General features: G+C 65.5%; 27 protein-coding genes and 1 pseudogene. 19 read left to right on the forward strand and 9 right to left on the reverse strand.

Annotated features, from left to right (window positions below):
• Window positions 1–4: 4 nt before the first annotated feature.
• The 4 genes from ATB98_RS25030 to deoA are packed head-to-tail and all read left to right on the forward strand — an operon-like array spanning window position 5 to window position 3,492.
• Window positions 5–976 (forward strand): ABC transporter permease, encoded by a 972-nt coding sequence (locus ATB98_RS25030; protein ID WP_066878632.1) that lies wholly within the window; start codon window positions 5–7, stop codon window positions 974–976.
• A gap of 8 nt (window positions 977–984) precedes the next feature.
• Window positions 985–1,380 (forward strand): cytidine deaminase, encoded by a 396-nt coding sequence (locus tag ATB98_RS25035; RefSeq protein ID WP_066878634.1) that lies wholly within the window; start codon window positions 985–987, stop codon window positions 1,378–1,380.
• A complete protein-coding gene (locus tag ATB98_RS25040) occupies window positions 1,377–2,174 on the forward strand; it encodes a purine-nucleoside phosphorylase (protein ID WP_066878636.1) in 798 nt (265 codons plus the stop codon). The genes ATB98_RS25035 and ATB98_RS25040 overlap by 4 nt, the downstream gene beginning before the upstream one ends.
• Window position 2,175: 1 nt before the next feature.
• Complete coding sequence (gene deoA, locus ATB98_RS25045) at window positions 2,176–3,492, forward strand: thymidine phosphorylase (protein ID WP_066878638.1); 1,317 nt, start codon at window positions 2,176–2,178, stop codon at window positions 3,490–3,492.
• Here deoA and ATB98_RS25050 read toward each other — a convergent pair.
• From ATB98_RS25050 to ATB98_RS25085, 8 genes are all read right to left on the reverse strand, one after another.
• On the reverse strand, window positions 3,485–3,997 hold the full coding sequence (locus ATB98_RS25050) for a retropepsin-like aspartic protease family protein (protein ID WP_066878640.1): 513 nt from the start codon (window positions 3,995–3,997) through the stop codon (window positions 3,485–3,487). The genes deoA and ATB98_RS25050 overlap by 8 nt on opposite strands.
• Before the next feature lie 125 nt (window positions 3,998–4,122).
• Complete coding sequence (upp, locus tag ATB98_RS25055; protein ID WP_066878642.1) at window positions 4,123–4,752, reverse strand: uracil phosphoribosyltransferase; 630 nt, start codon at window positions 4,750–4,752, stop codon at window positions 4,123–4,125.
• A gap of 242 nt (window positions 4,753–4,994) precedes the next feature.
• A complete protein-coding gene (locus ATB98_RS25060; RefSeq protein ID WP_066878644.1) occupies window positions 4,995–5,969 on the reverse strand; it encodes an adenosine deaminase in 975 nt (324 codons plus the stop codon).
• Window positions 5,966–7,186: a phosphopentomutase gene (locus ATB98_RS25065; protein WP_066878647.1), complete on the reverse strand. Its 1,221-nt coding sequence runs from the start codon at window positions 7,184–7,186 to the stop codon at window positions 5,966–5,968. The genes ATB98_RS25060 and ATB98_RS25065 overlap by 4 nt, the downstream gene beginning before the upstream one ends.
• 195 nt (window positions 7,187–7,381) lie before the next feature.
• On the reverse strand, window positions 7,382–7,936 hold the full coding sequence (locus ATB98_RS25070) for a putative immunity protein (RefSeq protein ID WP_066878649.1): 555 nt from the start codon (window positions 7,934–7,936) through the stop codon (window positions 7,382–7,384).
• A 336-nt stretch (window positions 7,937–8,272) separates the two neighbouring features.
• Window positions 8,273–8,863 (reverse strand): TadE/TadG family type IV pilus assembly protein, encoded by a 591-nt coding sequence (locus ATB98_RS25075; protein ID WP_066878651.1) that lies wholly within the window; start codon window positions 8,861–8,863, stop codon window positions 8,273–8,275.
• A 7-nt stretch (window positions 8,864–8,870) separates the two neighbouring features.
• Window positions 8,871–9,464 (reverse strand): TadE/TadG family type IV pilus assembly protein, encoded by a 594-nt coding sequence (locus ATB98_RS25080; RefSeq protein ID WP_066878653.1) that lies wholly within the window; start codon window positions 9,462–9,464, stop codon window positions 8,871–8,873.
• Window positions 9,465–9,571: 107 nt separating this feature from the next.
• Window positions 9,572–9,994, reverse strand: coding sequence for a pilus assembly protein N-terminal domain-containing protein (locus tag ATB98_RS25085; protein WP_066878655.1), 423 nt, complete (start codon window positions 9,992–9,994; stop codon window positions 9,572–9,574).
• A 251-nt stretch (window positions 9,995–10,245) separates the two neighbouring features.
• Between ATB98_RS25085 and ATB98_RS25090 the strand changes: the two genes are divergently transcribed.
• The 11 genes from ATB98_RS25090 (at window position 10,246) to ATB98_RS25140 (ending at window position 20,257) form a co-directional block, all read left to right on the forward strand.
• Complete coding sequence (locus tag ATB98_RS25090) at window positions 10,246–10,425, forward strand: Flp family type IVb pilin (protein ID WP_066878657.1); 180 nt, start codon at window positions 10,246–10,248, stop codon at window positions 10,423–10,425.
• 126 nt (window positions 10,426–10,551) lie between these two features.
• Window positions 10,552–11,064, forward strand: coding sequence for an A24 family peptidase (locus ATB98_RS25095; RefSeq protein WP_066878686.1), 513 nt, complete (start codon window positions 10,552–10,554; stop codon window positions 11,062–11,064).
• Between the two features lie 127 nt (window positions 11,065–11,191).
• Window positions 11,192–12,007 (forward strand): Flp pilus assembly protein CpaB, encoded by an 816-nt coding sequence (cpaB, locus tag ATB98_RS25100; protein WP_066878659.1) that lies wholly within the window; start codon window positions 11,192–11,194, stop codon window positions 12,005–12,007.
• A 12-nt stretch (window positions 12,008–12,019) separates the two neighbouring features.
• Entirely contained in the window at window positions 12,020–13,552 is a 1,533-nt protein-coding gene (locus ATB98_RS25105) for a type II and III secretion system protein family protein (RefSeq protein ID WP_066878660.1), read from the forward strand.
• Between the two features lie 56 nt (window positions 13,553–13,608).
• A complete protein-coding gene (locus ATB98_RS25110) occupies window positions 13,609–14,301 on the forward strand; it encodes a CpaD family pilus assembly protein (protein WP_066878662.1) in 693 nt (230 codons plus the stop codon).
• A gap of 25 nt (window positions 14,302–14,326) precedes the next feature.
• The gene (locus tag ATB98_RS25115) at window positions 14,327–15,613 is read left to right on the forward strand and encodes an AAA family ATPase (RefSeq protein WP_066878664.1); all 1,287 of its coding nucleotides are present in this window, start codon (window positions 14,327–14,329) and stop codon (window positions 15,611–15,613) included.
• A gap of 156 nt (window positions 15,614–15,769) precedes the next feature.
• Window positions 15,770–17,236, forward strand: coding sequence for a CpaF family protein (locus ATB98_RS25120; RefSeq protein WP_066878666.1), 1,467 nt, complete (start codon window positions 15,770–15,772; stop codon window positions 17,234–17,236).
• Between the two features lie 48 nt (window positions 17,237–17,284).
• Entirely contained in the window at window positions 17,285–18,295 is a 1,011-nt protein-coding gene (locus ATB98_RS25125; protein WP_066878668.1) for a type II secretion system F family protein, read from the forward strand.
• A 10-nt stretch (window positions 18,296–18,305) separates the two neighbouring features.
• On the forward strand, window positions 18,306–19,289 hold the full coding sequence (locus tag ATB98_RS25130) for a type II secretion system F family protein (RefSeq protein ID WP_066878670.1): 984 nt from the start codon (window positions 18,306–18,308) through the stop codon (window positions 19,287–19,289).
• Window positions 19,290–19,586: 297 nt separating this feature from the next.
• On the forward strand, window positions 19,587–19,829 hold the full coding sequence (locus ATB98_RS25135) for a type II toxin-antitoxin system VapB family antitoxin (RefSeq protein ID WP_066878672.1): 243 nt from the start codon (window positions 19,587–19,589) through the stop codon (window positions 19,827–19,829).
• Complete coding sequence (locus tag ATB98_RS25140) at window positions 19,829–20,257, forward strand: type II toxin-antitoxin system VapC family toxin (protein ID WP_066878674.1); 429 nt, start codon at window positions 19,829–19,831, stop codon at window positions 20,255–20,257. Before ATB98_RS25135 ends, ATB98_RS25140 begins: the two co-directional genes overlap by 1 nt.
• Before the next feature lie 40 nt (window positions 20,258–20,297).
• Here the strand turns inward: ATB98_RS25140 and ATB98_RS25145 are convergent, their stop codons facing one another.
• The gene (locus ATB98_RS25145) at window positions 20,298–21,122 is read right to left on the reverse strand and encodes a tetratricopeptide repeat protein (protein ID WP_066878687.1); all 825 of its coding nucleotides are present in this window, start codon (window positions 21,120–21,122) and stop codon (window positions 20,298–20,300) included.
• Between the two features lie 126 nt (window positions 21,123–21,248).
• Here ATB98_RS25145 and ATB98_RS25150 point away from each other — a divergent pair, with 126 nt between their 5' ends.
• From ATB98_RS25150 to ATB98_RS25165, 4 genes and pseudogenes are all read left to right on the forward strand, one after another.
• Window positions 21,249–22,640 carry a leucyl aminopeptidase family protein gene (locus tag ATB98_RS25150; protein WP_066878676.1) on the forward strand — a complete coding sequence of 464 codons (1,392 nt, stop codon included), beginning with the start codon at window positions 21,249–21,251 and terminating at the stop codon, window positions 22,638–22,640.
• A gap of 214 nt (window positions 22,641–22,854) precedes the next feature.
• A complete protein-coding gene (locus ATB98_RS25155) occupies window positions 22,855–23,199 on the forward strand; it encodes a MarR family transcriptional regulator (protein WP_066878689.1) in 345 nt (114 codons plus the stop codon).
• 8 nt (window positions 23,200–23,207) lie between these two features.
• Window positions 23,208–24,062, forward strand: coding sequence for a C40 family peptidase (locus ATB98_RS25160; protein WP_066878678.1), 855 nt, complete (start codon window positions 23,208–23,210; stop codon window positions 24,060–24,062).
• Between the two features lie 497 nt (window positions 24,063–24,559).
• A pseudogene (locus ATB98_RS25165) lies at window positions 24,560–25,737 on the forward strand (IS110 family RNA-guided transposase).
• Window positions 25,738–26,242 lie beyond the last annotated feature (505 nt).

Below are 26,242 nucleotides of genomic sequence, written 5' to 3' on the forward strand. Positions count from 1 at the left end.
AGCCATGGATTTCTTCCACGTCCTCGTCGTGCTCCTGGAATCGACCATCCGCGTCTCGGTGCCGCTGCTCTTTGCGGCGCTCGCCGGGCTCTTCACCGAGCGGGCCGGCGTTTTCGACATCGGGCTCGAGGGCAAGATGCTCGGCGCCGCCTTCGCCGCCGGCGCCGTCGCTGCCGTCACCCAGTCGGTCTGGGCCGGCCTCCTCGCGGCGATCCTCGTTTCGGTGCTGCTGTCGCTGGTCCACGGCTATGCGTCGATCACCCAGCGCGGCAACCAGATCGTCTCCGGAGTGGCAATCAATTTCATCGTCGCCGGCTCCACCGTGATCCTCGGCGAAGCCTGGTTCCGCCAGGGCGGCCGCACGCCGGCGCTCGCCGACGGCGCACGGTTCCAGACGATCAGTCTGCCGGAAGCGGACGTTATCCGCGAGGTGCCGTTCCTCGGGCCGATCTATGCGGACCTGCTGTCCGGACATTTCCTCTTGACCTACATCGCCTTCGCCATGGTGCCGGCGAGCTGGTGGGTGCTCTACCGCACCCGCTTCGGGCTCAGGCTCCGCGCGGTCGGCGAGAACCCCGGCGCGGTCGATACCGCCGGCATCTCGGTGATCTGGCTCCGGTACCGGGCGGTCATCTGCTGCGGCATCCTCTGCGGCTTTGCCGGCGCCTATCTGTCGCTGGCGATGACTGCCGGCTTCGTCAAGGGCATGACCGCGGGCAAGGGCTATATCGCGCTGGCGGCGCTCATCTTCGCCAAGTGGCGGCCGGTCAATATCATGTTCGCCTGCCTGCTCTTCGGCTTCCTCGATGCGCTGGCGATCCGGCTGCAGGGCACGCCGCTGCCGCTCGTCGGCCAGGTTCCGGTGCAATTCATGCAGGCGCTGCCCTATATCCTCACCGTCATCCTCCTTGCCGGCTTCATCGGCAAGGCCATACCGCCGAAGGCCGGCGGCGTACCCTATGTAAAGGAGCGTTAGTCCACACCATGCCCAAGAACGAGCTCTTCGTCGCGGCGCGTGAAGCCATGGCAAAGGCGCATGCGCCCTATTCCAAGTTTCCGGTGGGGGCGGCGATCCGCGCCGAGGACGGCAGGATCTATACCGGCGCCAATATCGAGAACCTGTCGTTTCCGGAAGGCTGGTGCGCGGAGACGACGGCGATCAGCCATATGGTGATGGCCGGGCAGCGCAAGATCATGGAGGTGGCGGTCGTCGCCGAGAAGCTCGCGCTCTGCCCGCCCTGCGGCGGCTGCCGCCAGCGGCTCGCGGAATTTTCCGGCGCCAGCACGCGCATCTATCTCTGCGACGAGACGGGCATCAAGAAGTCGCTGGCGCTCTCCGATCTCCTGCCGCACAGCTTCGAGACCGAGATCCTCGGATGACGGCGGCGGCGGAATTCCTCAAGGGCAAGCTCGGCACGCTCGCGCCGCGCTACGGCATCGTGCTCGGTTCCGGCCTCGGCTCGCTCATCGACGCGGTGGCCGACCCGGTCCGCGTTCCCTATGCGGAGCTTCCCGGTTTCCCGGTGGGCAGCGTCTCCGGCCATGCCGGGGAACTCGTTGCCGGCAGGCTTGGTGACGTTCCCGTCGCCGTGCTCTCCGGTCGCGTCCATTTCTACGAGCGTGGCGATGCCAACGCCATGCGCGTGCCGATCGAAACGTTGAAGCGGATCGGCGTCGAAAGCCTCATTCTCACCAATTCCGCCGGATCGGTGCGTGAGGACATGCCGCCTGGCTCGGTGATGCGCATCGCCGACCACATCGCCTTCTCCGGCGCCAATCCGCTGATCGGCGTCGACAGCGACGATCGCTTCGTCGGCATGACCAACGCCTATGACGCGGCTCTCGCCGAGCGGATGGAGGAGGCGGCCGACCGGCTCGGCATCCCGCTCGCCCGCGGCGTCTACATGTGGTTCTCCGGCCCGAGCTTCGAGACCCCGGCGGAAATCCGCATGGCCCGGGTTCTCGGCGCCGATGCCGTCGGCATGTCGACGGTTCCGGAGGTCATCCTCGCCCGGTTTTTCGGCCTGAGGGTCGCGGCCGCCTCCGTCATCACCAATTTCGCGGCCGGCATGACCGGGGCTGAGCTCAGCCATCAGGAGACCAAGGAGATGGCGCCCTTCGGCGGCCAGCGGCTGGCGGCGATCCTGAAAGAGCTGATCGCGAGCGAAGGCTGACATGGCCCTGCTCCCCCAGGAGGTGATCCGCAAGAAGAGGGACGGCGGCCGGCTCGACGCCGCGGAGATAGTCGACTTCGTCAGGGGCGTCACCGACGGCTCGCTGTCCGAGGGGCAGATCGCGGCCTTCGCCATGGCGGTCTGGTTCTCCGGCATGAATCGCGACGAATGCGTGGCGCTGACGCTGGCGATGCGCGATTCCGGCGAGACGCTCGACTGGAGCGCCTTCGGCCGCCCGATCGTCGACAAGCACTCGACCGGCGGCGTCGGCGACAATGTCTCCTTGATACTGGCGCCGATCGTCGCCGCCTACGGTCTCGCGGTGCCGATGATCTCGGGTCGGGGGCTCGGCCATACCGGCGGCACGCTCGACAAGCTCGAATCGATTCCGGGCTATAACATTCAGCCGTCGCCCGAGCTGTTCCGCCAGGTGGCCGACGAGGTCGGCTGCGCCATCATCGGCCAGACGGCCAATCTCGCGCCGGCCGACAAGCGCCTCTACGCGATCCGCGACGTGACGGCGACGGTCGACTCGGTACCGCTGATCACCGCCTCCATCCTCTCGAAGAAACTTGCCGCCGGTCTTCAGTCGCTGGTGCTCGACGTCAAGCTCGGCAACGGCTCCTTCATGACCGATCCGCGCGAAACCGAGATCCTCGCGCGCTCGCTCGTCGATGTCGCCAATGGCGCCGGCCTGCGCACTTCGGCGCTGATCACCGACATGAACGAGCCGCTGGCGGATGCGGTCGGCAATGCGCTCGAAATCGAAAACTGCCTGGCCTATCTGCGCGGCGGCAAGAAGGATACGCGGCTCGATCAGGTCGTCATGGCCCTGGCGGCGGAAATGCTCGAGGCGGCGGGCATGGCGGCGCACAAGGCGGAAGCCGAGGCCACGGCGCGCCGCGTTCTCGAGAGCGGCGCCGCGATGGAGCGCTTCGCCCGCATGGTCCATCGGCTCGGCGGCCCCGCCGATTTCGTCGATCGCCCCGCTGCCTATCTCGAAAAGGCTCCGGCCGTCGTGCCGGTGCCGGCCGGCAGGGATGGCTATCTCACGGCTTGCGAAACGCGCGAACTCGGAATGGCGGTGATAGCGCTCGGCGGCGGACGCGCACGCCCGGACGACCGCATCGACCATCGCGTCGGTCTCTCGCAATTGAAGCCGCTCGGGACCAAGGTTGAGCAAGGCGAGCCGATCGCCTTCGTGCACGCCGCCGGCCGGAGCCAGGCCGAGGCGGTCGGCCAAAAGGTCGCTGCCCTCTACGCGATCGCCGACGAGCGTCCCAAACCCCGCCCGGTGATCGTCTCCAGGATCATCTGAAAAGATGCAGCGCGCCGTCCGCGACGCGATAGGAGGACAGCCGGCTGAGGAAGGACATGCCGACGAGCGTCCCCGAAAGCGCCTTGTCCGGCAGCACCATCGCATCGACATCCTTGAGCGAAATGCCGCCGATCTCGACGCGGTCGAGGCGGACATGGGCGGCCGCCACGATGCCGTTCGCCGTCCGTGCACGCGCGTCGAACGAAAGGCTGCCGACGGAAATGCCGAACCGCCGCGCCGCAGAGGCATTGATGGCGATGGTGCTGGCGCCGGTATCGACCAATCCATTTTCCGATCGCCCGTTGATCCGGAAGGTGCCGATGAAATGACCGGAACGATCGGCCTCGAGGACGACGGCCTTGCCGCTCGCGTATTTGGCGGCGGTCGGCGCGGGAGCTTGCGCCGGGGCGGCCTCCCGCCGGTCGAGATAGGTCGAGGCAAGCTCCGGGACGGCAAGCGCCAGGACGGCAATTCCGCCGGCAAAGGCGAGGAGGCGTGTGATCATCTGCTGGCTCCGGATGTCGGCAGGCTTTCCGCCGATTCTGGGCCGATCATCGCTAACGCCTTTTAAAAAAGCCGCCGGAAATCCGGCGGCCTCGTCTTTTCCTGCGAGCCTGGTTAAGGGAAAATTTATTTCGTGCCGTACATGCGGTCGCCGGCGTCGCCAAGGCCCGGCACGATGTAGCCCTTTTCGTTGAGATGGCTGTCGATCGAGGCGGTGAAGATCTGCACGTCGGGATGCGCGGTCTTGAAATTGCGGATGCCCTCGGGGGCGGCCAGCAGGCAGAGGAACCGGATGTTCTTCGCGCCGCGTTCCTTCAGCTTGTCGATCGCGGCGATCGAGGAGTTGCCGGTCGCAAGCATCGGGTCGACGACGATGACGAGCCGTTCGTTGAGGTTCTCCGGCGCCTTGAAATAATACTCGACCGGCTGCAGCGTCTCGTGGTCGCGATAGACGCCGATATGCGAGACGCGGGCCGAGGGCACGAGTTCGAGCATGCCTTCGAGCAGGCCGTTGCCGGCGCGCAGGATCGAGGCGAAGACAAGCTTCTTGCCTTCGAGCACCGGGGAGTCGGTTTCGGTGAGCGGCGTCTCGATCCGCTCCACGGTGAGTTCCAGATCGCGCGTGACCTCGTAGCAGAGCAGCGTCGAGATTTCCTTCAGCAGCCGGCGGAAGCCCGCGGTCGAGGTCTCCTTCTTGCGCATGATGGTCAGCTTGTGCTGCACCAGCGGATGATCGATCACTGTTACGCCGTCCATGGCTCACCTTCCCGCGAGAAATTTGAGTATTCGGCCTCTTTTCCATGGAAAGAGGGGAGGCCGCAAGGGTGTTGGTCGAACTTGGCTGTCTCGTGAGCCCCTCATCCGGCCTGCCGGCCACCTTCTCCCCGCACGCGGGGCGAAGGAGACTCGCAGCGGCGCTTAAATCCCCTCTCCCCGCGTGCGGGGAGAGGGCTAGGGTGAGGGGCAAACACGCAAAGTTGTGAGGGTAACTTTCTCAGTTAGACGTGTAACCCCGCCAGCAGCCTCTCTCTCGTCGGTTCATCGACGAAGGCCGCCTCGATCGCCGTCTTTGTCATGCGGTTGATGTCGCCATCCGCAAATCCCATGGCGTGGAAGGCGATCTCGTATTCCTGGGCGAGCGAGGTGTGGAAGAAGGGCGGATCGTCGGAGTTGAGCGTGACGCGCACGCCGGCCTCGTAAAGCGACCTGAGCGGATGGGAGGCGAAATCCGGGAAGACCTGCAGGGCGACGTTCGAGCCGGGACAGACTTCGAGCACGACGCCCTCGTCGGCGAGGCGCTTGACGAGATCCGCGTCCTCGATCGCCCGCACCCCGTGGCTGATCCGCGACGGGCGGACATGGTCGAGCGCATCGCGGACGCTGAAGGCGCCGCAAAGCTCGCCGGCGTGGATGGTGAGGCCGAGACCGGCGTCGCGCACGATGTCGAAGGCGCGGGAAAAGGCGGCGACGCTGTGCATCCGCTCCTCGCCCGCCAGGTTGAAGCCGGTCACGAGGGGGTGGCGGCGCATGGCGGCGTATTGCGCGGTGCTGATGACCGATTCCGGTCCGAGATGGCGGATGCCGGTGATCAGCATGCGCGACTCGATCCCGGTTTTCGCTCTGGCTGCCTCCATTCCGGCGGCAAGGCCCTCGATATAGGCATCGGCGCCGAGCCCGATCGTTTCGCCATGGTCGGGCGAGACGATGATCTCGCTGTAGATCGTCCCCGCCTCGGCGAGCTCGCTGAGATAGGTCTCGGCAAGCAGCGCATAGTCTCCCTCGGTGCGAAACAGCGAGGCGACGGCGTCGTAGCACCTGACGAAGCTGGTGAAATCCTCCCAGACATAGGCCCCGTCGCGGATGATCGCGCTCGTGTCGATGCCGTATTTCCGGGCCTGCCGCAGCGCCAGCTCCGGCGGTGTGGCGCCTTCGATGTGGCAATGCAGCTCTGCTTTCTTCAGGTGAGCGGTCAAATGAGGCTTCTCCCATGTGCGCCCGGCGCGATGCCGAGATGTCTGGCGACGGTCTCGCCGATATGCGCGAAACTGTCGGCGATGCCGAAGGAGCGGCTCCGGAGCGTCGGGCCGAACATCAGCACCGGCACGCGTTCGCGCGTGTGGTCGGTCCCGCGCCAGGTCGGATCGCAGCCATGGTCGGCCGTGAGGATCACCATGTCGCCGGGCTTCAGGCGGCGGTCGAGATCGGGCAGGCGGGCGTCGAAGGCTTCGAGCGCGGCGGCATAGCCGGGCACGTCGCGGCGATGGCCGTAGAGCATGTCGAAGTCGACGAAATTGGTGAAGACGAGGCTGCCCTCCTCGGCGTCCTCGATCGCCTCGAGACTGGCGTCGAACAGCGCCATGTTGCCGTTGGCCTTGGTGAGTTTCGTCACCCCCTGATGGGCGAAGATATCGCCGATCTTGCCGATCGCATGCACCGCGCGGCCGGCCTCCTTCAGCCGGTCGAGGACCGTCGGCTCCGGCGGCAGCACCGAATAGTCGCGCCGATTGCCGGTGCGGGTGAAGTTGCCCGGATTGCTGCCGACGAAGGGCCGGGCGATCACGCGGCCGATATTGTAGTCGTCGACGAGCCGGCGGACGACCTCGCAGAGCTCGAGCAGCCGGTCGAGCCCGAAGGTCCCTTCATGCGCGGCGATCTGCAGGACCGAATCGGACGAGGTGTAGCAGATCGGCTTGCCGCTCAGCATATGTTCCTCGCCGTGGCGGGTGATGATCTCGGTGCCGGAGGCATGGCAATTGCCGAGGATGCCGGGGACATCGCCCTCGCGGCAGATCGCCTCGACGAGCGCGGGCGGAAAGGCGTCGCCCTCCGCCGGGAAATAGCCCCAGTCGAACCGCACCGGCGTGCCGGCGATCTCCCAGTGGCCGGACGGCGTGTCCTTGCCGCGCGAGACCTCGCTTGCGGCGCCGTAGACGCCGTAGACCCGCTCCGGCAGGGCCATGCCGGCCGGAACCCGCCCCGTCGCGAGCTTCGCCGCGTGCACGAGGCCGAGCGCGGACATGGCGGGAAGGTGGAGCGGCCCTTCGCGCAAGCCCGCGCGATCCGCCGCACCGGCCGCGCAGAACTCGGCGATATGACCGAGCGTATCGGCACCGAGATCGCCGAAGGCTTCCGCATCCGGCGCATTGCCGATGCCGAAGGAGTCGAGGACGAAGAGAAATGCACGCGCCATTGAACACCTGGATAGAACCGGAACGCGAGATGCGGGAGAGGGCGAGCCGGTACCGTTGAGCCTGCGCGAAGGATCGCTCGCGCAATCCGGCAGGAATACCGCGGGGTCCTGGCTATTGCAATTGATGCCGTCGGTCACGCGACGGCGATGTCGCCGGTTTCCGCCAGACGACGGCGGCTGGACGGAAGAACTTTTTCAATCTTTCATCAGGTCCGGCTGGGCAAGGCCAGTCTGAAGGTCGCGGATTATCATGCCCAGTTGACCCGATGCGAGAAGCCCTTGCCCCAGCGGACCCGACCTGTCCTCGCCTACGGGCGGAAGCGCTCGCAGCGCGGTCCGTACCTCCGCGTTCATATGCATGAGCTGCCAGCGGACCTCATCGTCGGCTGCTTCCGGCCGGTCGGGGGACGCTAGGCTGGCGGCCTTGACGGCATAGGCTGCGGCGCCCAAGGCATGTGCACCCATGTGGCAAACGGCGGCGGCTTGGCCTGCGGCTCTGGCAGCAGCGGCGGCTGCGGCAGACTTGGCGTCCTTCGCAGCGCCGCCACCCATGAACCGCTGGCGGATTTCAACGGCAGTGTCCAATTCGCCGCGGGAATATGCCCGCGCCCGAACGATGGCGGCGCGCGGACGACCGTCCGCCGGCCTTTCAGCCTCGAAAATCCACAGAACCCGTTCGGCACAGTCGGCGGCCCATGCAGCGACGAGGCGTCGCTCGGATTCGCTCAGTGCCTGCGGGGATTTTGCCATCTCAACCTCTCCAATGAACGTCGATCATCCAGGCAAGCATGACGGCTTTGCGGTCGGGTTGTCGCCTGTGCTTTCTTTCGCGGGCTCGCTGATGAGACCGCGCGCAAACTCGGCAATGCCCGGGAGGAACGATGCAAGCACTCGGCCGTCATGGGAAGACCGATCAAAACGTCATGCGTTCACGTCAGAGCGGGATGCGCTCGCATGCGTTCGCGCCACCGCTCTATCTTCTTGTTTCGCCGCATTTGTGCGACGTCAGGTGATTCCACCTGACTGCAAAATGCTTCGGCGCGGACGACAGCCAGCGGTCCGGTCGGAGCGGATTTCGTTCGGGGATCAGCAATCCGTGCACTTGATCTCGGTGCCGAAGCGCTGGCGGTAGTAGGAGGTCTTGGAAAGCGGGATCGTGCCGGCGGTGTCGGAACCGAAAAGGGTCAGCTGGTGATTGACGGTGAGCTCGGTGCGCACGACGAAGGCGTTCACCGCCTCGAGGTCCGACGGCACGCTGGTCTTGGAATTGGCCGCGTAGGGCACGGTGGCGCTTTCGCTCTCATCCGACCAGCCGCGAGACCAGAGGACCGTGCCTTCCGTCGTGCCGGTCACCTGGATGCCGGTGATCTTCAGCTCGTAGTCGGAACCGTCGTAAGGGACGAGGATGTTCTTTGCGACATTCCTCATGTCGTCGAGCAGGGCCTTGTCGACGTCCTGCTCCTGCGTGACGATATCGCTCACCGTACTCGACGCGCGCGCGACCTTGCGGGCGACGGTGAAGCCGAGCGAAAGCTCGAAGGCGCCGATATAGGCGGCGATCAGCAGCGGCGCGACGATCGCGAATTCGACGGCGCCGACGCCGCGCCGGTCGCGCAGGAGGCGGCGGAGAGAGTTGAGACCGGGCCGGCAGAGCGAAAGGGCGCGGGAATATCGCATGGCGGCCTCAATAGTCTTCGTTGCGGAAAGTCGCGGTCGCGACCATCAGGTAGTCGCGCGGCATGCTGTCGCCGGCCGGCCTGAGCTTGGTGACATAGGGGCGAACGAGATCGGTGATCACTTCCCAGCGGTAATAGGCGCGCACCATGGTGATCTCCCCGGAGCCCCCCGGCGCGAAGGTGAAAACGCTGGTGTCGAGGTCGGACCCGACCCGCGGCACAGCGTCCGGGAAATTGCCGAGGTCGGTAATCTTGCGGACATCGAGATAGAGCTTGGCGGGCGCTGTCACCTCGGTCGCCGAGCAGGTCATCAGGATCGAGATTTCGTCGCAGAAGGCCTGGCGGAACTCTGTCTCCGTCGTGGCGGAGGTGATCTCGCCGGTGCGGATCTTGCGCGCCAGCGTGTCGGTGGCGTTTGCCAGCAATTGTTCGCCGGCGAAGGCGACGAAGGTCTCGATCGAGGCGAAAAGGACGATGAAGAAGGGCATCGCAAGCAGCGCGAACTCGATGGCGGTCGCGCCCTTCCGGTCGCCGACGAAACGGCGAAATGGGCCGGGACCCGAAGGCGTCCGGGAGCTCGATGCTTTCTCTTCGATCGACATTGCGCCGTTCCGTCGTGTCAACTGGTCGGTGCAAAATACGCGGCGATCGTTGAAAATTCGTTTTCAACGACCCGGAGAATTTTAGTGGTTTGGAATTTGCGAGCGGTTCAGTCGCTGGCGCTCGCCGTCGACGCCTGCCGCTCGGCGCGCTCGCAATTGGGCGTGCAGGAAAGAACGGTGCGTGCCGTCTGCTTGTAGACGCGCACCGTATTGCCCTCGTCGATCGACACCAGGATGCGCTCGTCGACGATGGCATTGCCGTCCTGGTCGAGGATGACGAGATTGGTAGTGCCGAAATTCCTCCCCGTCAGCACGATCGTCTTCGCATCCGCGACGGTCGCATCGGCGACGTCGGAATTGCCGATGATCACCTTGCTGACCGGCCGGTCGAGCTTCAGCACGCGCGCATGATCCATATAGACGCGCATCATCTCCTCCGCCGCCTGCACCGCCTTCGGCGCGAAAAGCGCAAGAAGCGCGGCGGCGACTGTGAGAATGGCGACCGGCTTGGTCGCAAGAGGCGTGTTCATGGCGCGTCCTGAATGGCGAAGACAGGCCCGCATCTTGGCGCCTTTTGGTGAATGAAAGGTTACGCCGGCGCGAGGCAATTTAACCCATCCATTTTCCGCACATTTACCCAAGAAGGTGCGAGGCGAATTTAACTTGACGCTAACCGGTTTCCTTAAGCCGAAAGAAATTAGACCCCGCTAATTTCAGGGCATCCGATCAACGGCAACAGTTGGCGGACGTGCTGAACAACAAGTGGAGTAGGAGAATCACCATGAAGACCATCTTCGCCCGTCTGATGAAGGACGAGTCCGGTGCAACCGCAATCGAATACGGCCTGATCGCAGCGCTGATCTCGGTGGCGCTGATTACCGGCGCGACGACGCTCGGCACTGCACTGAACGAGCAGTTTGATAACTTGTCTACCTACCTCAGTGTAGCAGAAGACAACTAATCTGCCTCGGCGTACTCTCATAACACAGACCGTCCTAAGCAAGGGCGGTCTGTGTTGCCGCGACGCGATGTCCGAGATGTCGGCGCCGGTGGGATGTGCAATTCGGACCGGTTCAAGGGCAAAGGAATGATTGAAGCCGCCATCCTTGTAGTCTTTCCGCTTTGCCTTGCGATTGCCGCACTCTCGGATCTTTTGACGATGACGATACCTAATCGGGTGTCCGCCATCCTTCTTGGCGCATTTATCATCGTGGCACCGCTGGCCGGTTTCGGAATTGAGCAAATCGGCTGGCACCTGGCCGCCGCCGCCGCCGTCTTTGCAGTCTGTTTCTGTCTTTTCGCGACCAACGTGATGGGCGGAGGCGATGCCAAGCTGCTGACTGCAAGCGCTATCTGGTTTGGGCTCAACGCGTCGCTCGCAACATTCCTCGTCTATGTCTCGGTGTTTGGCGGTCTGTTGACGCTCCTGGTTCTGCTCTTGCGCAGCCAGGAGAATGCGATTCTCGCGAGTGGTATCCCGGTTCCGCGCCTGTTGCTGACGGCGAAGAAGGTTCCTTATGGCATAGCGATCGCGCTCGGAGGCTTTGCAGCCTACCCCTCGTCGCCGCTGATGGAAGTCGCATTCGCACGGCTTTCATGAACCCGCACAGGCAGCGAGGAATATCGCCATTTCTCGTTAACCACGTACATAAGCAATCCGTTAACCATAATTACACCAATTCCTGATCAATCTGGCCCAGGGCAATTCTTGGGGCTTTGGGACGATCATGAAACCGGTGCGTATCATCATTCTGGCGGTGGCCGTCGGCTCGGCCGCCATGGCCGGGCTGTTGGCGATGAAGCTCACCCGGCGCGGCCCCGTTGCGACGATTGCCGAACCCGTCATCGAGCAGGCGCCGACGATCAACGTGCTGGTCGCCAGCAAGAGCCTGCCGGTCGGCTCCCGTCTCGGCGCCGATTCGATCCACTGGATGGCCTGGCCGAAGGACGGCGTCGCCGACGGCATGATCACCGAGGAAAACCGGCCGGCGGCGGTCGACGACCTTGCCGGCGCCGTCGTGCGCCTGCCGATCTTCACCGGCGAGCCGGTCCGCCAGGAAAAGATCGCCGACGCATCCAGCCGCATCATGTCGTCGCTGCTGCCGGCCGGGAAGCGGGCCGTCTCCACCGAGATCACCGTTGCCACCGGCGCCGGCGGCTTCATCCTGCCGAACGATCGGGTCGACGTCATCATGGTGCGGAAGTCCGACGGCGACGGCCTCTATCTCACCGAAACGGTGCTGAGCAACGTCCGCGTCCTCGCGATCGACCAGCAGGTCGAGGAGAAGGAGGACGGTTCGAAATCCGTCATCGGCACCACGGCGACGCTCGAGCTGACGCCGGATCAATCGAAAGTCATGACGGTGGCGCAGCAGATCGCCGAGCGCATCTCGCTGGCGCTGCGCAGCGTCGCCGATGCGCAGGAGCCGGACACCAGCGCCGCCGACCATCTCCTGAGCGGCGACGGCCGGCCGAGCATCCAGCTCATCAAATCGGGCTCCATCGTGAAGAGCGACGGTGCCGCGGTCGAGAACCAGAACTAAGCGGGGCGCAAGGTGAAGCGGAACGGACACAAATTTCGGGCCTCTCTCGCAGCCGGCCTCTCCTTCTGCCTGGCGTTCTCGGGCATCACGCTGCCGATTCCGGCGGCCACGGCCGCGGCCTCTTCCGTCGTCAGGATCACGGAAAGCGGTCCGGGCGTGCGCAAGACCGTCAATCTCGGCCTCAACAAGGCGGTCGTCATCGATCTGCCGACCGATGCGCATGACATCCTCGTCGCCGATCCGTCGCTCGCCGACGCGGTCACCCGCACCTCCCGCCGCATCTATCTCTTCGGCAAGACGGTCGGCCAGACGAACATCTTCGTCTTCGGCCCCCGCGGCGAGGAGATCGTCAGCCTCGAGGTCGCCGTCGAGCGAGACGTCGCCGGGCTCGAAGCCAATCTGCGCCGGTTCATTCCCGATGCCGACATCCGTGTCGAGATCGTCTCCGACAACGTCGTCCTGACCGGCACGGTCCGCACGCCGCTCGACTCGACCAAGGCCGTCGACCTTGCCCGCGCCTTCCTCAAAGGCGGCGAGGCGACGACCCGCAACCTGACCGCCTTGGGCAATAACGGTGATTCCAGCATCTTCGCCGAAGATCGCCAGACATCGCAGATCGTCAATCTCCTGACGATCGAGGGTGAGGATCAGGTGACGCTGAAGGTGACCGTTGCCGAAGTCAGCCGGCAGGTGCTGAAGCAGCTCGGCTTCAACGGTCGCGTCTCCGACGGCGAGAGTGGCCTGAGCTTCCGCAATCCGGCCAATCTCGGCGACGCGATCAGCGTCGGCGCCAATGCACTCATCAAGGGTTCGATCGGCGGCACGACGATCTCGAGCTATATCAATGCGATGGAGCAGGCCGGCGTCATGCGCACGCTTGCCGAGCCGAGCCTGACGGCGATCTCCGGCCAGGAGGCTAAGTTCTATGTCGGCGGCGATTTCCGGCTCGCCGGCGTGCAGGAAGTCGGCACGGATGCTACCTCGGGGGAAACGACGGTCGCGCGCGAGGTCAACGACGTCGAATACGGCATCAGGCTGAATTTCAAGCCCGTCGTTCTCGGCGCGGGCCGCATCAGCCTGGCGGTCGAGACGGAAGTCTCCGAGCCGACCTATGAGGGTTCGGTCGTAACCGGCAACTCGATGACCAGCATCCCCGGCCAGACCTTCCTCGGCATCCGCCGCCGCGAGGCGTCGACCAGCGTCGAACTGCCGTCCGGCGGCTCGATCGTCATCGCCGGCCTCGTCCAGGACAATATTCGCCAGGCCATGTCCGGTCTGCCCGCGGCCTCGAAGATCCCGATCCTCGGCACGCTCTTCCGCAGCAAGGACTTCCAGCGCAACGAGACGGAGCTCGTCATCATCGCCACGCCCTATCTCGTGCGACCGGTCGCCCGCAGCGCGCTTTCGCGCCCGGATGACAACTTCAATCCGGCCAATGATTTCGAGAGCTTCTTCCTCGGCCGCGTCAACCGCATCTATGGGCGCCCGGAGGCGGAGCCGCCCGTCGGCCGCTACCACGGCAATGTCGGCTTCATCTACAAATAGGTCGGGTCATGAACAACCGAAGCGCAGCTCGAGACAGTCTTGAAAGGCAGGCCCCGATGGCCCCGACCCGCATTCCGCACCGTACCCTGTCGCGCGCGGCCGTCCTGGCGATCGTCGCCGGTCTCCTTGCCGGCTGCGGCACCAGGGACCAGACGACGACCGGTGCGATCCCCGACGACTACCGCACGCGGCACCCGATCGTGCTTGCCGAGGCGGAGCGGACGATTGACATTCCCGTCGCCTCCGGCGACACGCGCCTGCCCCAGGGAACGCGCGACGTGATCCGCGGCTTTGCCAGCGAATACCGCAAGGCGTCGAGCGGCGTCATCCAGATCGTGCTGCCGCGCGGATCGGCAAACAGCCATGCCGCCCAGATCGTCCGCAAGGAAATCCGCCGGCTGCTGGCGGCAAGCGGCGTGCCCGCGAGCCGGATGATCGAGACCGGCTACGAAGCCGGTGCGACCGGCGATGCCGCGCCCATTCGCCTGAGCTACGTGGCGATCGCCGCGCAGACCGCACCCTGCGGCGAATGGCCCGAGGACGTGACGCTCAATACGCTGGAGAACCGCAACTACTACAATTTCGGCTGCGCCTCGCAGTCCAACCTCGCCGCCCAGATCGCCAATCCGACCGACCTGATCGGCCCGCGCCAGATGTCGCCGATCGACGCCGAGCAGCGCGGCCAGGTGATCGACACCTGGCGCGGCAGCGACTCGGGCAACGGCGGAACGACGATCGTCTTCAACTGATGCGGACCTCTCTCAAGGAAAAGCGATGAGCGCGATTGACTACATGATCGACAATGACGGGGCGGGGGACTTTGCCGCGGACGCGACCCGCCCGGGCGATCTCGACCAGCTCCGGCCGCTGCCGCGCATCTCGATCCACGCCTTCTGCGAAAGCGAGGCGGTGCAGCGGCTGATGGAGCGCTGCGGCCAGGACCGCCGCATGGCGAAGGTGAGTCTCCGCATCACCGGCGGCAGCGTCGCCGCCGCCGCCAACATGTTCGCAAGCGTCTCGACGCCCAATCTGATCATCCTCGAAACCGCGACCGAGCCGCGCGCGCTGCTTTCGGAGCTCGCGCCGCTCGCCGAAGTCTGCGACCCGAGCACCAAGGTCATCATCATCGGCCGCCACAACGACATCGCGCTCTATCGCGAGCTGATCAGGAACGGCATCTCGGAATACATGGTCTCGCCGGTCGGAATGGCGGACATCCTCACGGCCATCTCGGCGATCTTCGTCGATCCGGAGGCCGAGCCGCTGGGGCGAAGCCTCGCCTTCATCGGCGCGAAGGGCGGCTGCGGCTCGTCGGTGATCGCGCACAATTGCGCCTGGGGCATCTCCCACCTTTTCTCGACCGAGACGATCCTCGCCGATCTCGACCTGCCCTACGGCACCGCCAATATCGACTTCGACCAGGACCCGCCGCAGGGGATCGCCGAGGCCGTCTTCGCGCCCGAGCGGCTCGACGAGGTCTTCCTCGACCGGCTCCTGACCAAGTGCTCCGAGCACCTGTCGCTGCTCGCCGCACCCTCGATGCTCGACCGCGCCTATGATTTCGAGTCCGCGGCCTTTCATCCGATCCTCGAGGTCCTCCAGCGCAGCGCGCCGGTTTCGGTGCTCGACGTCCCGCATGCCTGGTCCGACTGGACCCGCTCGGTGCTCGCCGAGGCCGACGAGGTGGTGATCACCGCCGTTCCGGATCTCGCGAGCCTGAGAAACACCAAGAACCTGCTCGACGCCATGAAGAAGCTGCGGCCGAACGACAGGACGCCGCACCTCGTCCTCAACCAGGTGGGCATGCCGAAGCGGCCGGAAATCGCCCCGAACGAATTCTGCGAGTCGCTGGAGATCGAGGCCGCGGCCATCATCCCCTTCGACGCTGTGCTCTTCGGCAACGCTTCCAACAGCGGCCGGATGATTGCGGAAATCGATCGGAAAGCGCCGGCCGCGGAGACCTTCTCGCAGCTCGCCCATCTGCTCACGGGGCGCACGGCGATCAAGAAGGCCCGCCGGGGCGGTCTCGGAAAGGTTTTGGCAAGGCTCGGCAGGCGCTGATGCATGCCGCCGGGAAGCATGCAGCGGTTTGGGACGACACAGCATGAAAACCAGGCGCGTCGCATGAAGAGATTCAAGCGCGGCGCGCTTTGGCCGGTGGAGGAACGAAGGCGGCTCTTCCGTATAGAGGATCGATGAAGCAACCGGAATGATGTGATGTTTGGCAAACGCGGAAATGAAGGTTTTGGCAAGGGCGGAGCGCGAGGCGCCGCACCTCCGCCGTCGATGCCGGCCGCGCAGCCGGTCGTGATGGAGCGTCCCGCCGCGCCGGTTCTCAGCGAGCTGCCGGCCCAGGCCGCGCGCCCGCAGCCGGCCCCGCCGCCCGCACGCCGGCGCGCGCCAAGGGCGGAGGACTATTACGACACCAAGTCGCAGGTCTTCTCCGCGCTGATCGACACGATCGACCTCTCGCAGCTTTCCAAGCTCGACACCGAGAGCGCGCGCGAGGAAATCCGCGACATCGTCAACGACATCATCACCATCAAGAATTTCGCGATGTCGATTTCCGAGCAGGAGGAACTGCTCGACGACATCTGCAACGACGTGCTCGGCTACGGCCCGCTCGAACCCCTGCTTGCCCGCGACGACATCGCCGACATCATGGTCAACGGCGCCGGCCAGACCTTCATCGAAGTCGGCGGCAAGGTCGAGGAATCCGAGATCCGCTTCCGCGACAACGCGCAGCTCCTGTCGATCTGCCAGCGCATCGTCAGCCAGGTCGGCCGCCGCGTCGACGAATCGAGCCCGATCTGCGACGCGCGCCTGCCGGACGGTTCGCGCGTCAACGTCATCGCGCCGCCGCTCGCGATCGACGGTGCGGCGCTCACCATCCGCAAGTTCAAGAAGGACAAGCTGACGCTGGAGCAACTGGTGCGCTTCGGCTCGATCACGCCGGAGGGCGCGGTCCTGCTGCAGATCATCGGCCGCGTCCGCTGCAACATCGTCATTTCCGGCGGCACCGGCTCCGGCAAGACGACGCTGCTCAACTGCCTGACGCGCTACATCGACAGCACCGAGCGCATCATCACCTGCGAGGACTCGGCCGAACTGCAATTGCAGCAGCCGCACGTGGTCCGGCTCGAAACGCGCCCGCCGAACATCGAGGGCGAGGGCGAGATCACCATGCGCGACCTCGTCAAGAACTGCCTGCGCATGCGTCCCGAACGCATCATCGTCGGCGAAGTGCGCGGCCCGGAGGTCTTCGACCTTTTGCAGGCGATGAACACCGGCCACGACGGCTCGATGGGAACGATCCACGCCAACACGCCGCGCGAGTGCCTGAGCCGCATGGAATCGATGATCGCCATGGGCGGCTACACGCTGCCGGCCAAGACCGTTCGCGAGATCATCGCCGGTTCCGTCGACGTCATCATCCAGGCCTCGCGCCTGCGCGACGGCTCCCGCCGCATCACCCACGTCACCGAGGTCACCGGCATGGAAGGCGACGTCATCATCACCCAGGACCTGATGCGCTACGAGATCGACGGCGAGGACGCCAATGGCCGGATCATCGGCCGCCACGTCTCGACCGGCATCGGCCGGCCGCATTTCTGGGACCGGGCCCGGTATTTCAACGAGGACAAGCGGCTCGCCGCGACCCTCGACGCGATGGAAAAGCAATAGAGCGGATTCAGAAGGAAGGCCGCTGAAGCGAAGGATCGAGACTGCACGATGTTCGGCATAGACATCACCGTCCTGGCACTGGCCGGCCTCGTGGCGCTGGCGGCGGCGGCGCTCGCCTACGGCGTGCTCTATTCCCGCATCGAGAACGAGAAGAAGGCGGAAGGACGGCTTCGCCGCGTCAGCGCCGCCGAAACCGACCGCAACAAGATCAAGGCGGCGCGCGACCGCGTCAACGAGATGTCGAAGCGGCGCAAATCCGTGCAGGATTCGCTGAAGGAGCTCGAGAAGAAGCAGCAGGAAAAATCCGCCAATACGGCGCCTTCGATGAAGAAGCGGCTGGCGCAGGCGAATCTGTCGATCTCGCTCGCGCAGTTCTATCTTTTCAGCGCCCTCTTCGGCCTGTTCGCCTTCCTCGTCGTTCTTCTGGCCGGCGCCGGACTGCTCGTTGCCGCGGGCGTGGGGCTGATTGCCGCCGCCGGCCTGCCGCGCTGGGTGGTCGGCTTCATGATCAAGCGCCGCTGCAAGAAATTCCTCGAGGAGTTCCCGAACGCTCTCGACGTCATGGTCCGCTCGATCAAATCGGGCCTACCGCTGAACGATGCGCTGCGGCTCATCGCTAGCGATTCGCAGGAGCCGGTCAAGACGGAGTTTCGTCGTGTGGTCGAGTCCCAGCAGGTCGGCCTCAACGTCCCGGAAGCCTGCGCCCGCATGAACCAGAGCATTCCGCTGCCGGAGGTGAATTTCTTCGCGATCGTCATCGCCATCCAGGCGCAGGCGGGCGGCAACCTCTCCGAAGCGCTCGGCAACCTCTCCAAGGTCCTGCGCGAACGCAAGAAGATGAAGGCCAAGGTCAATGCGCTGTCGATGGAGGCGAAGGCCTCCGCCTGCATCATCGGCGCGCTGCCCTTCATCGTGGCGACGCTCGTCTATCTGACCTCGCCCGATTACATGACGATCCTGTTCACCGATCCGCGCGGCCACATCATCATGGGCGCCTCCGCCGTCTGGATGAGCATCGGCATCTTCGTCATGCGCAACATGATCAACTTCGACATTTGAGGTGAGGGCGGTGGACGGCTGGATAGAAACGCTTACCGATCCGAACATCATCGTCGCGGCGCTCGTGTCGATGGCCGTGCTCGCCACCTTCTATTCGCTGGCCGCGCCCCTCTTCGAGCGCGGGGATCTGGCGAAGCGGATGAAATCGGTCGCGACCGAGCGCGATCAGATCCGCGCCCGCGAACGCGCCCGGCTCAATGCCGAGGCGACGAGCAGCCGCGCAAGCCTCAGGACGCAGCACAACACCTCCGTGCGCGATATCGTCGAACGGCTGAACCTCAGGAAGGCGCTGGTGGACGACAACACCGTCAACCGCCTGAAGACTGCCGGCTACCGTTCGCAGAACGCCCTCAACAGCTTCCTCTTCGCCCGCTTCTGCCTGCCGTTCCTGTTCCTGGTCGTTGCGGTCTTCTACATTTTCGTTCTTGGCAACTTCGCCGAGAAGCCGCTGATGGTCCGGCTGCTGTTCGCCCTCGGCTTCGCCTATCTCGGCTTCTATGCGCCGAACATCTTCGTCGCCAACGCCGTCTCCAAGCGCCAGCATTCCATCCGCCGCGCCTGGCCGGACGCGCTCGACCTGCTGCTGATCTGCGTCGAATCGGGCGTCTCGATGGAACTCGCCATGCGCCGCGTCGCCGACGAGATCGCCGCGCAGTCGCCGCCGCTCGCCGAGGAGCTGGTGCTGACGACGGCGGAACTCTCCTTCCTGCCCGACCGGCGCATCGCGCTCGAGAACCTGGGTCTGCGCACCGGCCTCGAAGAGGTGAAATCGGTGACGCAAGCCTTGATCCAGGCCGACCGCTACGGCACCCCGGTCGCCCAGGCGCTGCGCGTGCTCGCCCAGGAAAGCCGCGACCAGCGCATGACCGCGGCGGAGAAAAAGGCAGCCGCCTTGCCGCCCAAACTGACAGTGCCGATGATCCTCTTCTTCCTGCCGGTCCTCGTCGCCGTCATCCTCGGTCCGGCGGGCATACAGGTCGCGGACAAGTTTTAGGCCCAAGGCCGCAATCGCATTGAAACGCTTGAGTGCTCGCCTCTGCGCGCCGCGCAGGCGGCCCCTCACCCTAGCCCTCTCCTCGTTCCGAGGGGGCGAGGACCGAGGCGCTGCCGCGAGTCCCCTTCGCCCCGCCTGCGGGGAGAAGGTGGCCGGCAGGCCGGATGAGGGGCGCGCCCCATGCGGCGCAAAGGAAAATGGTCTAGTTGGTATTCCCGTCATCGGCCTCGGTAAGTTGTAACGTCATTGCCGTGATTGCTTCATTGCGATATCTTGATTTCCAAAAGGAGATATCACGTGCCGCTGTTCATTCGTGACGATGAGGTAACCGGGATGGCCGAGAAGCTTGCCAGGCTGACCAGGGCCACCAAGACCGATGCCGTCCGGGCTGCGCTCCGCCATGAGCTGGAGCGCGCCCGCGCGAGCGTGCCGCTGCGCGAGCGGCTTGCCAGCATCCATGAGAAGGCGGCGAAGATCGGGCTTCCCAATCGAGATTTCGACATGAAGGCCTACACCGACGAGATGTGGGGCGACGCCTGATGTTCGTCGACGCCTCAGCGCTCGTCGCCGTCATCAATCAGGAGCCGGGATGGGAGGAGCTCGCTAAGCGGCTGTCGGATGTGCAGAACGCATGCTTCGTTTCCCCGCTCGTGCGTTTCGAGGCCGCCCTGGCGTTGGCTCGAGCGGCCGCGACGAAAGGCGGCGCGGCTGCCAGGCCGACGCCCGAAATCCTCGCCGCCGCGCGCGGGCTCGTGGACGAGCTGGTTGCCGAACTCGGAGCCGAGGAGATCGCCATTTCCGCCTCGATCGGGGACGAGGCGCTCGATGCGGCCATGACCTATGGCAAGGCCGTCGGGCATCCGGCCGATCTCAACGTCGGCGATTGCTTCGCCTATGCCTGTGCAAAGGCCTGCCGGGTGGGGCTCATCTACAAGGGAGACGACTTCGCCCGGACCGATCTGGCGTGAAGATGATCCAGCATCCGAAGCGCCCGTCGCTGCCGCGAATTTAGTTCGTATTCCCGTCATCCGCCTTGGCGAGCTGCTTCCAGGCGCCCTGCTGCGTCAGCATCGAACGCAGATAGGCGACGTTCGCTTCCGCCTGCTCGGGCGTCAGCTCCTGCCGGGCGATCGCTTCGGCTTCCTGGAAGCGGCCCTGCAGGCCGACGGCAAGCGCGAGGTTCTGCCGCACGCTGCTGTCGGCGCCGGGCTGGCCCGCGGCCGATTTGAGGTAGGTCTCGGCGGTGCGCAGGTCCTTGGTCAGGAGATAGGACATGCCGAGATTGGAGAGCACCGAAGGTTCGTTGGGCTGGAGGTCCAGGGCCTCGCGGTAGCGCCGGCGCGCTTCGGTCGAGCGGCCGAGCTGGTCGAGGATGGCGCCTTCGGCCGATTTCAGCTTCCAGTCCGGTCTGTCCGGCGTCTGCGCCCGGCTGATCGTCTGGAGCGCCTGCTCCAGCTGGCCCGCGGCGGCCTGCGCCTTGCCATAGGCGCCAAGCACGTCGCGGTCCGTCGGATGGTTGATCGCCACCTGCTGCATGACGGCGAGCGCCTGTTCGTTGCGTCCGGTCATCCGCAGGAGATTGGCATAGTTGAGACCCGCCTCGCGATCCTTCGGATTGCGCTCATAGGCCTGGCCGATGCTTTCCGCCGCCGCGGCAAGCTCGGTCGCGTTCATCGAGGCGACGGGCTTGGAATGTTTCGGAATCGAGCCGGTCGTCAGTTCCTTCCTGCCCTCCTGTCCGGCGCAGCCGGCGAGCGAGAGCGCCAGCAGTGCGACGCCCGCTCCCAGGGCGAGGCGGCGCAGGTGGAAGGAGAGAGTGTCTTGCATGATGATCGAGCCCCAGCATTCATTCGCACCGGAACTCCGAACGTCAGCGGCGCAACTTTCACTCCAGCAATAATCTGTTAACCCTAACAGAGCGTTAATCGCGCCCGTCGTATCCGTTAATCGAGGACTCCCATGGCTCCCTATCAGTTCATCGAACGGCCGTCGCCGTTCAACACCAGCAACGGCAAGACGCTGCCGATCTTCGCGGTGACGCCGGCGCATATCGAGACGGGGAGCATCGATCCGATCGCGCTCGATTGGGCTCGCAAGGCGGGGTTCAAGGCAGAATCCGGTGCGGTCCTGCTCATCCCCTCGGCCGACGGCCATCTCGGCGGCGCATTGTTCGGATTGGGCGGCAATCCCTCCGAGGCGCCCTTCCTCGCCGGAAAGCTCGCGCGGGCGCTCCCGGCCGGCAAATGGCATATCGAAACGGCGCCGCTCACCGCCAACCGCCTGGCGCTCGGCTACGGCCTCGGCTCCTACCGCTTCGAGCGCTACAAGGCCGCAAGGGCCGAGCCGCCGACGCTGCTGATCCCGGCCGACGCGGACGCGACCGACATCAAGCGGCAGCTCGCCGGCGTCTTTCTCGCGCGCGACCTGATCAACACGCCCACCAACGACTTGGGGCCGGAGGCGCTGGAGGCCGCCTTCCGGGCGCTCGCCGCCCATTACAAGGCCGATGTCTCGGTGATCTCCGGCGAGGCCCTGCTCACCCAGAATTTCCCGCTGGTCCACACCGTCGGCCGCGCCAGCGCCGAGGCGCCGCGGCTCATCGAGATGCGCTGGGGCAGGAAGGGACACAGGAAAGTGACACTCGTCGGCAAGGGCGTCTGCTTCGACACCGGCGGCCTCGACATCAAGCCGGCCTCCTCGATGCTCCTGATGAAGAAGGACATGGGCGGTGCCGCCAATGTCATGGGCCTCGCGCTGATGATCATGGATGCGAAGCTCAAGGTCGATCTGCGCGTCATCGTTCCGGTCGTCGAGAACTCGATCTCGTCCAATGCCTTCCGGCCGGGCGACGTCTACCGGAGCCGCAAGGGGCTGACGGTGCAGATCGACAACACCGATGCCGAGGGCAGGCTCATTCTCGCCGACGCGCTTGCCTATGCCGATGAGGCGGAGACCGATCTCATCGTCGACATGGCGACGCTGACGGGCGCGGCCCGCGTCGCGCTCGGTCCCGACCTGCCGCCCTTCTTCACCGACGACGAAGACCTCGCCCGCGACCTGAGCGAGGCGAGCCTGACCGTCGACGATCCGATCTGGCGGATGCCGCTGCACATGGGCTACGACAAGGACATCTCCGCCCGCATCGCCGATCTGACCAACGCGCCCGCCGGCGGCATGGGCGGCGCGATCACCGCGGCGCTCTTCCTCAAGCGTTTCGTCACGAATGCGAAGAGCTGGGTGCATCTCGACATTTTCGGCTGGGCCCAGTCGGAGCGTCCGCATTCGCCGGTCGGCGGCGAGGCCCAGACGATCCGGGCGTTGTATCATCATATCGGGCGCATTGCAGGGTAGCAGCGTTGCCGCCCCTCATCCGCCTGCCGGCACCTTCTCCCCATTTTGATGGGGAGAAGGGACTCGCGGCGGGCCCTGCTTTGCCTCCGACGCTCTCAAAGGTAGCGGGCGGCGCGGCAGCGGGATGCGGCAACCAAAATCGGGTCAGAAAAGAAACGCTTGCGTAACGATCGGCCGGCTATGCTGGCGGCCTCGCTTCATGCAGGAGTTTCCCTTGCCGGTCGAACTGACGCCCTCCCGAGCGCTCGGGCTCTGGCACGCCGTCGCGCTCGAGCAGGTGCGCGTCGACAGCCGCGACCTGACGCTCCGCCAGATGGCGATCCTCTTGCAGATCTATCTGGTGCCGCCGCCGCACACGGTGCGCGGTCTTGCCGCGACGCTAGGGGTGACGAAGCCGGTGATCACGCGCGCGCTCGACACGATGGGCGCGCTCGGCCTCGTCGATCGTGTCCGCGACGAGCGCGACAGGCGCAACGTCGTCATCAAACGCACGGTCGAGGGTGCGCTCTATCTTGAAAAATTCGGCGATCTGATCATCAATCAGGGGCGGAATCTGTGAGCTTGCCCATGCCCGAAGTCCTCGACCGCCGTCTCAATGCCTATCGCGCCGATCTTGCGGAGGCGCGCCTGCGCGGCTTCGTCGAAGCGAAGCGCTTCGTCGAAGGCACGCCGGCAACCGTGTCGGTGCCGGTCCTGCCCTTGCGGGCGAGACCCGAACCCGGCTGCGGTACCGATACGGAACTGCTCTACGGCGAAGCGCTGCGCGTGCTCGACGCCGCCGGCGGATGGGCCTGGGTCAAGTCCGATTTCGACGATTATGTCGGCTACGTGCCCGAGACCATGGTGAAGCCTCCCGCGGCCGCGGCGACGCACATCGTCGCGGTGCCGCGGACCTTCGTCTACCGGGGCGCCGACCTGCGCTTTCCGCAAGCCTTCGCGCTCTCGATGGGAAGCAGGCTCAACGTCACCGGGGAAGCGGAGACGCGCGGCACGCGCTATTTCCTCATGGACGACGGGCTGGCGATCGTCGCCAACCATTGCACCCCGGCCGCAAGCCCGCCTGCCGACGACTACGTTTCGATCGCCATCCGCTTTCTCGAAACGCCCTATCTCTGGGGCGGCCGCTCCGGCTTCGGCATCGACTGCTCGGGCCTCGTGCAGCTCTCGATGCAGATGACCGGCCGCCGCGTCCTGCGCGACACCGACATGCAGGCGGCCTCGATCGGCCGTCCGGTCGCGCGCGAGGAACTCATCCGCGGCGACCTCGTCTTCTGGAAGGGCCATGTGGCGATCATGGAGGATGAGAAGACGCTGGTCCACGCCAACGGCCACACCATGACGGTCGCGCGCGAAGGGCTGGAGGATGCCATTCGCCGCATCGGCTATCTCTACGGCGCGCCGACGGCCTATCGGCGGCCTTAGACGGCAGGCCGACCTGCTGATACCGCTCCTGAATTGCCCCTGATCCCGCTGCCGCGACCTTCTCCCCGCAGGCCAGGCGGGGAGAAGGGAGATGCGGCACTGGCGCCAGTCCCCTCTCCCTGCCTGCACCCCGCCTGCGGAGAGGCGACTGAGGCGTTGCTGCACGGTCCCTTCGCCCCGCAGGCGGCCGCAGGCGGGGAGAAGGTGCCGGCAGGCGGATGAGATTCCATGAGGGGGGTGGATAGCGCCGCGGCTTTTGCCAAAGTCGTGTTGCTAACCCAGAACCTTNCCTCTCCCCGTAAAAACGGGGAGAGGGGACTGGCGTCGGCGCGGCCGGCAGGCGGATGAGATTCCATGAGGGGGGTGGATAGCGCCGCGGCTTTTGCCAAAGTCGTGTTGCTAACCCAGAACCTTGGAGGGTCTCATGGATGTGATTGCACAAAGCCCTGATTGCGCGGGCACTATCCGCACCGATCTTGGTGCAANTGGAGGGTCTCATGGATGTGATTGCACAAAGCCCTGATTGCGCGGGCACTATCCGCACCGATCTTGGTGCAATTTTCGTTTCATTGGAACTGTCACGGGCGAAATGGCTGGTGACGTCGCTGTCGCCGGGCGGGGGCGAGAAGATGTCGCGGCACGTGGTGGACGGCGGCGATCTGGCCGGCCTTTTCGATCGCTTCGCGACACTCAAGCGCAAGGCCGAGGCGCGCACCGGGCGCACCTTTCCGGTGATCGTCATCCAGGAGGCCGGTCTCGACGGCTTCTGGATCCACCGCGCCCTGCAGGCGCAAGGGATCGAGAGCCATGTCGTCGATCCGGCCTCGATCGCCATGCCGCGCCGCCGCCGGCGGGTGAAGACGGACCGGATCGACGGCGAGACGTTGGTGCGAACGCTCATGGCCTTCAAGCGGGGCGAGCCGCGCGTCTGCTCGATGGTCCGGGCGCCGACGCCGGAAGAGGAGGATCGCCGCCGGCTGGTGCGCGAGCGCCAGGAACTGACCGCCGAGCGTGTCCGCCACGTCAACCGCATCAAGGGCCTGCTGTTCGCTCAGGGGATCCGGGACTACCGGCCGTTGCGCCGCGACCGCCGGCAGCGCCTGGCGGAGCTGCGCGGCGGCGACGGGCGTCCGCTCGGGCCGCATCTGAAGGCGCAGTCGATCGGCTGCTCGACCGGCTCGAACTGCTGCTGCAGCAGATGAAGGCGCTGATCGCGGCGCTCAAGGCGCTGGTGGCCGATACGCGTGCCGCCGCCGACGCCGGCCCCGCCGTCATGGCGCGGCTGCTCGCGATCAAGGGCATCGGCCCCGGCTCTGCCGGCATTCTCTTCACCGAAGGCCTGTTCCGGCCGTTCGACAACCGCCGGCAAGTGGCGGCCTATGCCGGCCTGGCGCCAACGCCCTGGCGAAGCGGCACGATCCGTTGCGAGCAGGGCGTCTCCAAGGCGGGCAATCCGCGGCTGCGCACGACGCTGATCCAACTGGCCTGGCTGTGGCTGCGCCATCAGCCGCAGACCGCGATCAGCCGATGGTTCCACGACCGGGTCAGGCAGAACGGCGGTCGCCTCAAGAAGGTGATGATCACCGCTGTGGCGCGCAAGCTTTTGGTGGCGCTGTGGAAATACGTCACCCGGGGCGTCATCATCGAGGGCATGGTGATGACGACGACTGCCTGATGCCGCTTGACGCTTTCTCCGCAGCCTGATCCGCTTCGGAGAAATCGGGTGAACGAACCGACTTCCGCCCCCTGGCAGAAAACGCCGTGGATGAGAATGGCCTCGTTCTCCCGAGCCCTCCCCGCTGCAAGCGGAAGATTGGTGCGCCCGCCTGAGGGCGGCGACCGGATGTGAGGTTATGCGCGGACCGGCCTGTCCGACGCGCATGGCGACAAAGGGCTCACCCGATTGTCGCGGAAGCGATCGCACGCGCAACCCAAGCATGCCTCGCCACCCCGGCGTGCAACGGCGGGTTCCCCGACGAACACGCCATCATGGCATCGGGCGCAGATCGCCGCAAGGGCAAGCCGCTGGCGCGGCCGACCGCTGGCCGGCCCTTGCCCCGATCTGCGCCCGATGCCACCAAAAAAACGCAAGGTCGGGACGAGGAGCAAGACCGAACCCGGCGAACAAGGAGGAACTCCTCATACGCAGGGGCTTGACGGCGAAAGCCTCATGTGAGGGG

The organism is Sinorhizobium saheli, assembly GCF_001651875.1.
GTDB classification, from domain to species: domain Bacteria; phylum Pseudomonadota; class Alphaproteobacteria; order Rhizobiales; family Rhizobiaceae; genus Sinorhizobium; species Sinorhizobium saheli.

Bases quoted from the DNA above. Each gene is read 5' to 3' on its own strand.
- ATB98_RS25030 (WP_066878632.1), top strand. From the start codon at position 5: ATGGATTTCTTCCACGTCCTCGTCGTGCTCCTGGAATCGACCATCCGC.
- ATB98_RS25035 (WP_066878634.1), top strand. From the start codon at position 985: ATGCCCAAGAACGAGCTCTTCGTCGCGGCGCGTGAAGCCATGGCAAAG.
- ATB98_RS25040 (WP_066878636.1), top strand. From the start codon at position 1,377: ATGACGGCGGCGGCGGAATTCCTCAAGGGCAAGCTCGGCACGCTCGCG.
- deoA (WP_066878638.1), top strand. From the start codon at position 2,176: ATGGCCCTGCTCCCCCAGGAGGTGATCCGCAAGAAGAGGGACGGCGGC.
- ATB98_RS25050 (WP_066878640.1), bottom strand. From the start codon at position 3,997: ATGATCACACGCCTCCTCGCCTTTGCCGGCGGAATTGCCGTCCTGGCG.
- upp (WP_066878642.1), bottom strand. From the start codon at position 4,752: ATGGACGGCGTAACAGTGATCGATCATCCGCTGGTGCAGCACAAGCTG.
- ATB98_RS25065 (WP_066878647.1), bottom strand. From the start codon at position 7,186: ATGGCGCGTGCATTTCTCTTCGTCCTCGACTCCTTCGGCATCGGCAAT.
- ATB98_RS25070 (WP_066878649.1), bottom strand. From the start codon at position 7,936: ATGGCAAAATCCCCGCAGGCACTGAGCGAATCCGAGCGACGCCTCGTC.
- ATB98_RS25075 (WP_066878651.1), bottom strand. From the start codon at position 8,863: ATGCGATATTCCCGCGCCCTTTCGCTCTGCCGGCCCGGTCTCAACTCT.
- ATB98_RS25080 (WP_066878653.1), bottom strand. From the start codon at position 9,464: ATGTCGATCGAAGAGAAAGCATCGAGCTCCCGGACGCCTTCGGGTCCC.
- ATB98_RS25085 (WP_066878655.1), bottom strand. From the start codon at position 9,994: ATGAACACGCCTCTTGCGACCAAGCCGGTCGCCATTCTCACAGTCGCC.
- ATB98_RS25090 (WP_066878657.1), top strand. From the start codon at position 10,246: ATGAAGACCATCTTCGCCCGTCTGATGAAGGACGAGTCCGGTGCAACC.
- ATB98_RS25095 (WP_066878686.1), top strand. From the start codon at position 10,552: ATGATTGAAGCCGCCATCCTTGTAGTCTTTCCGCTTTGCCTTGCGATT.
- cpaB (WP_066878659.1), top strand. From the start codon at position 11,192: ATGAAACCGGTGCGTATCATCATTCTGGCGGTGGCCGTCGGCTCGGCC.
- ATB98_RS25110 (WP_066878662.1), top strand. From the start codon at position 13,609: ATGGCCCCGACCCGCATTCCGCACCGTACCCTGTCGCGCGCGGCCGTC.
- ATB98_RS25115 (WP_066878664.1), top strand. From the start codon at position 14,327: ATGAGCGCGATTGACTACATGATCGACAATGACGGGGCGGGGGACTTT.
- ATB98_RS25120 (WP_066878666.1), top strand. From the start codon at position 15,770: ATGTTTGGCAAACGCGGAAATGAAGGTTTTGGCAAGGGCGGAGCGCGA.
- ATB98_RS25125 (WP_066878668.1), top strand. From the start codon at position 17,285: ATGTTCGGCATAGACATCACCGTCCTGGCACTGGCCGGCCTCGTGGCG.
- ATB98_RS25140 (WP_066878674.1), top strand. From the start codon at position 19,829: ATGTTCGTCGACGCCTCAGCGCTCGTCGCCGTCATCAATCAGGAGCCG.
- ATB98_RS25150 (WP_066878676.1), top strand. From the start codon at position 21,249: ATGGCTCCCTATCAGTTCATCGAACGGCCGTCGCCGTTCAACACCAGC.
- ATB98_RS25160 (WP_066878678.1), top strand. From the start codon at position 23,208: ATGCCCGAAGTCCTCGACCGCCGTCTCAATGCCTATCGCGCCGATCTT.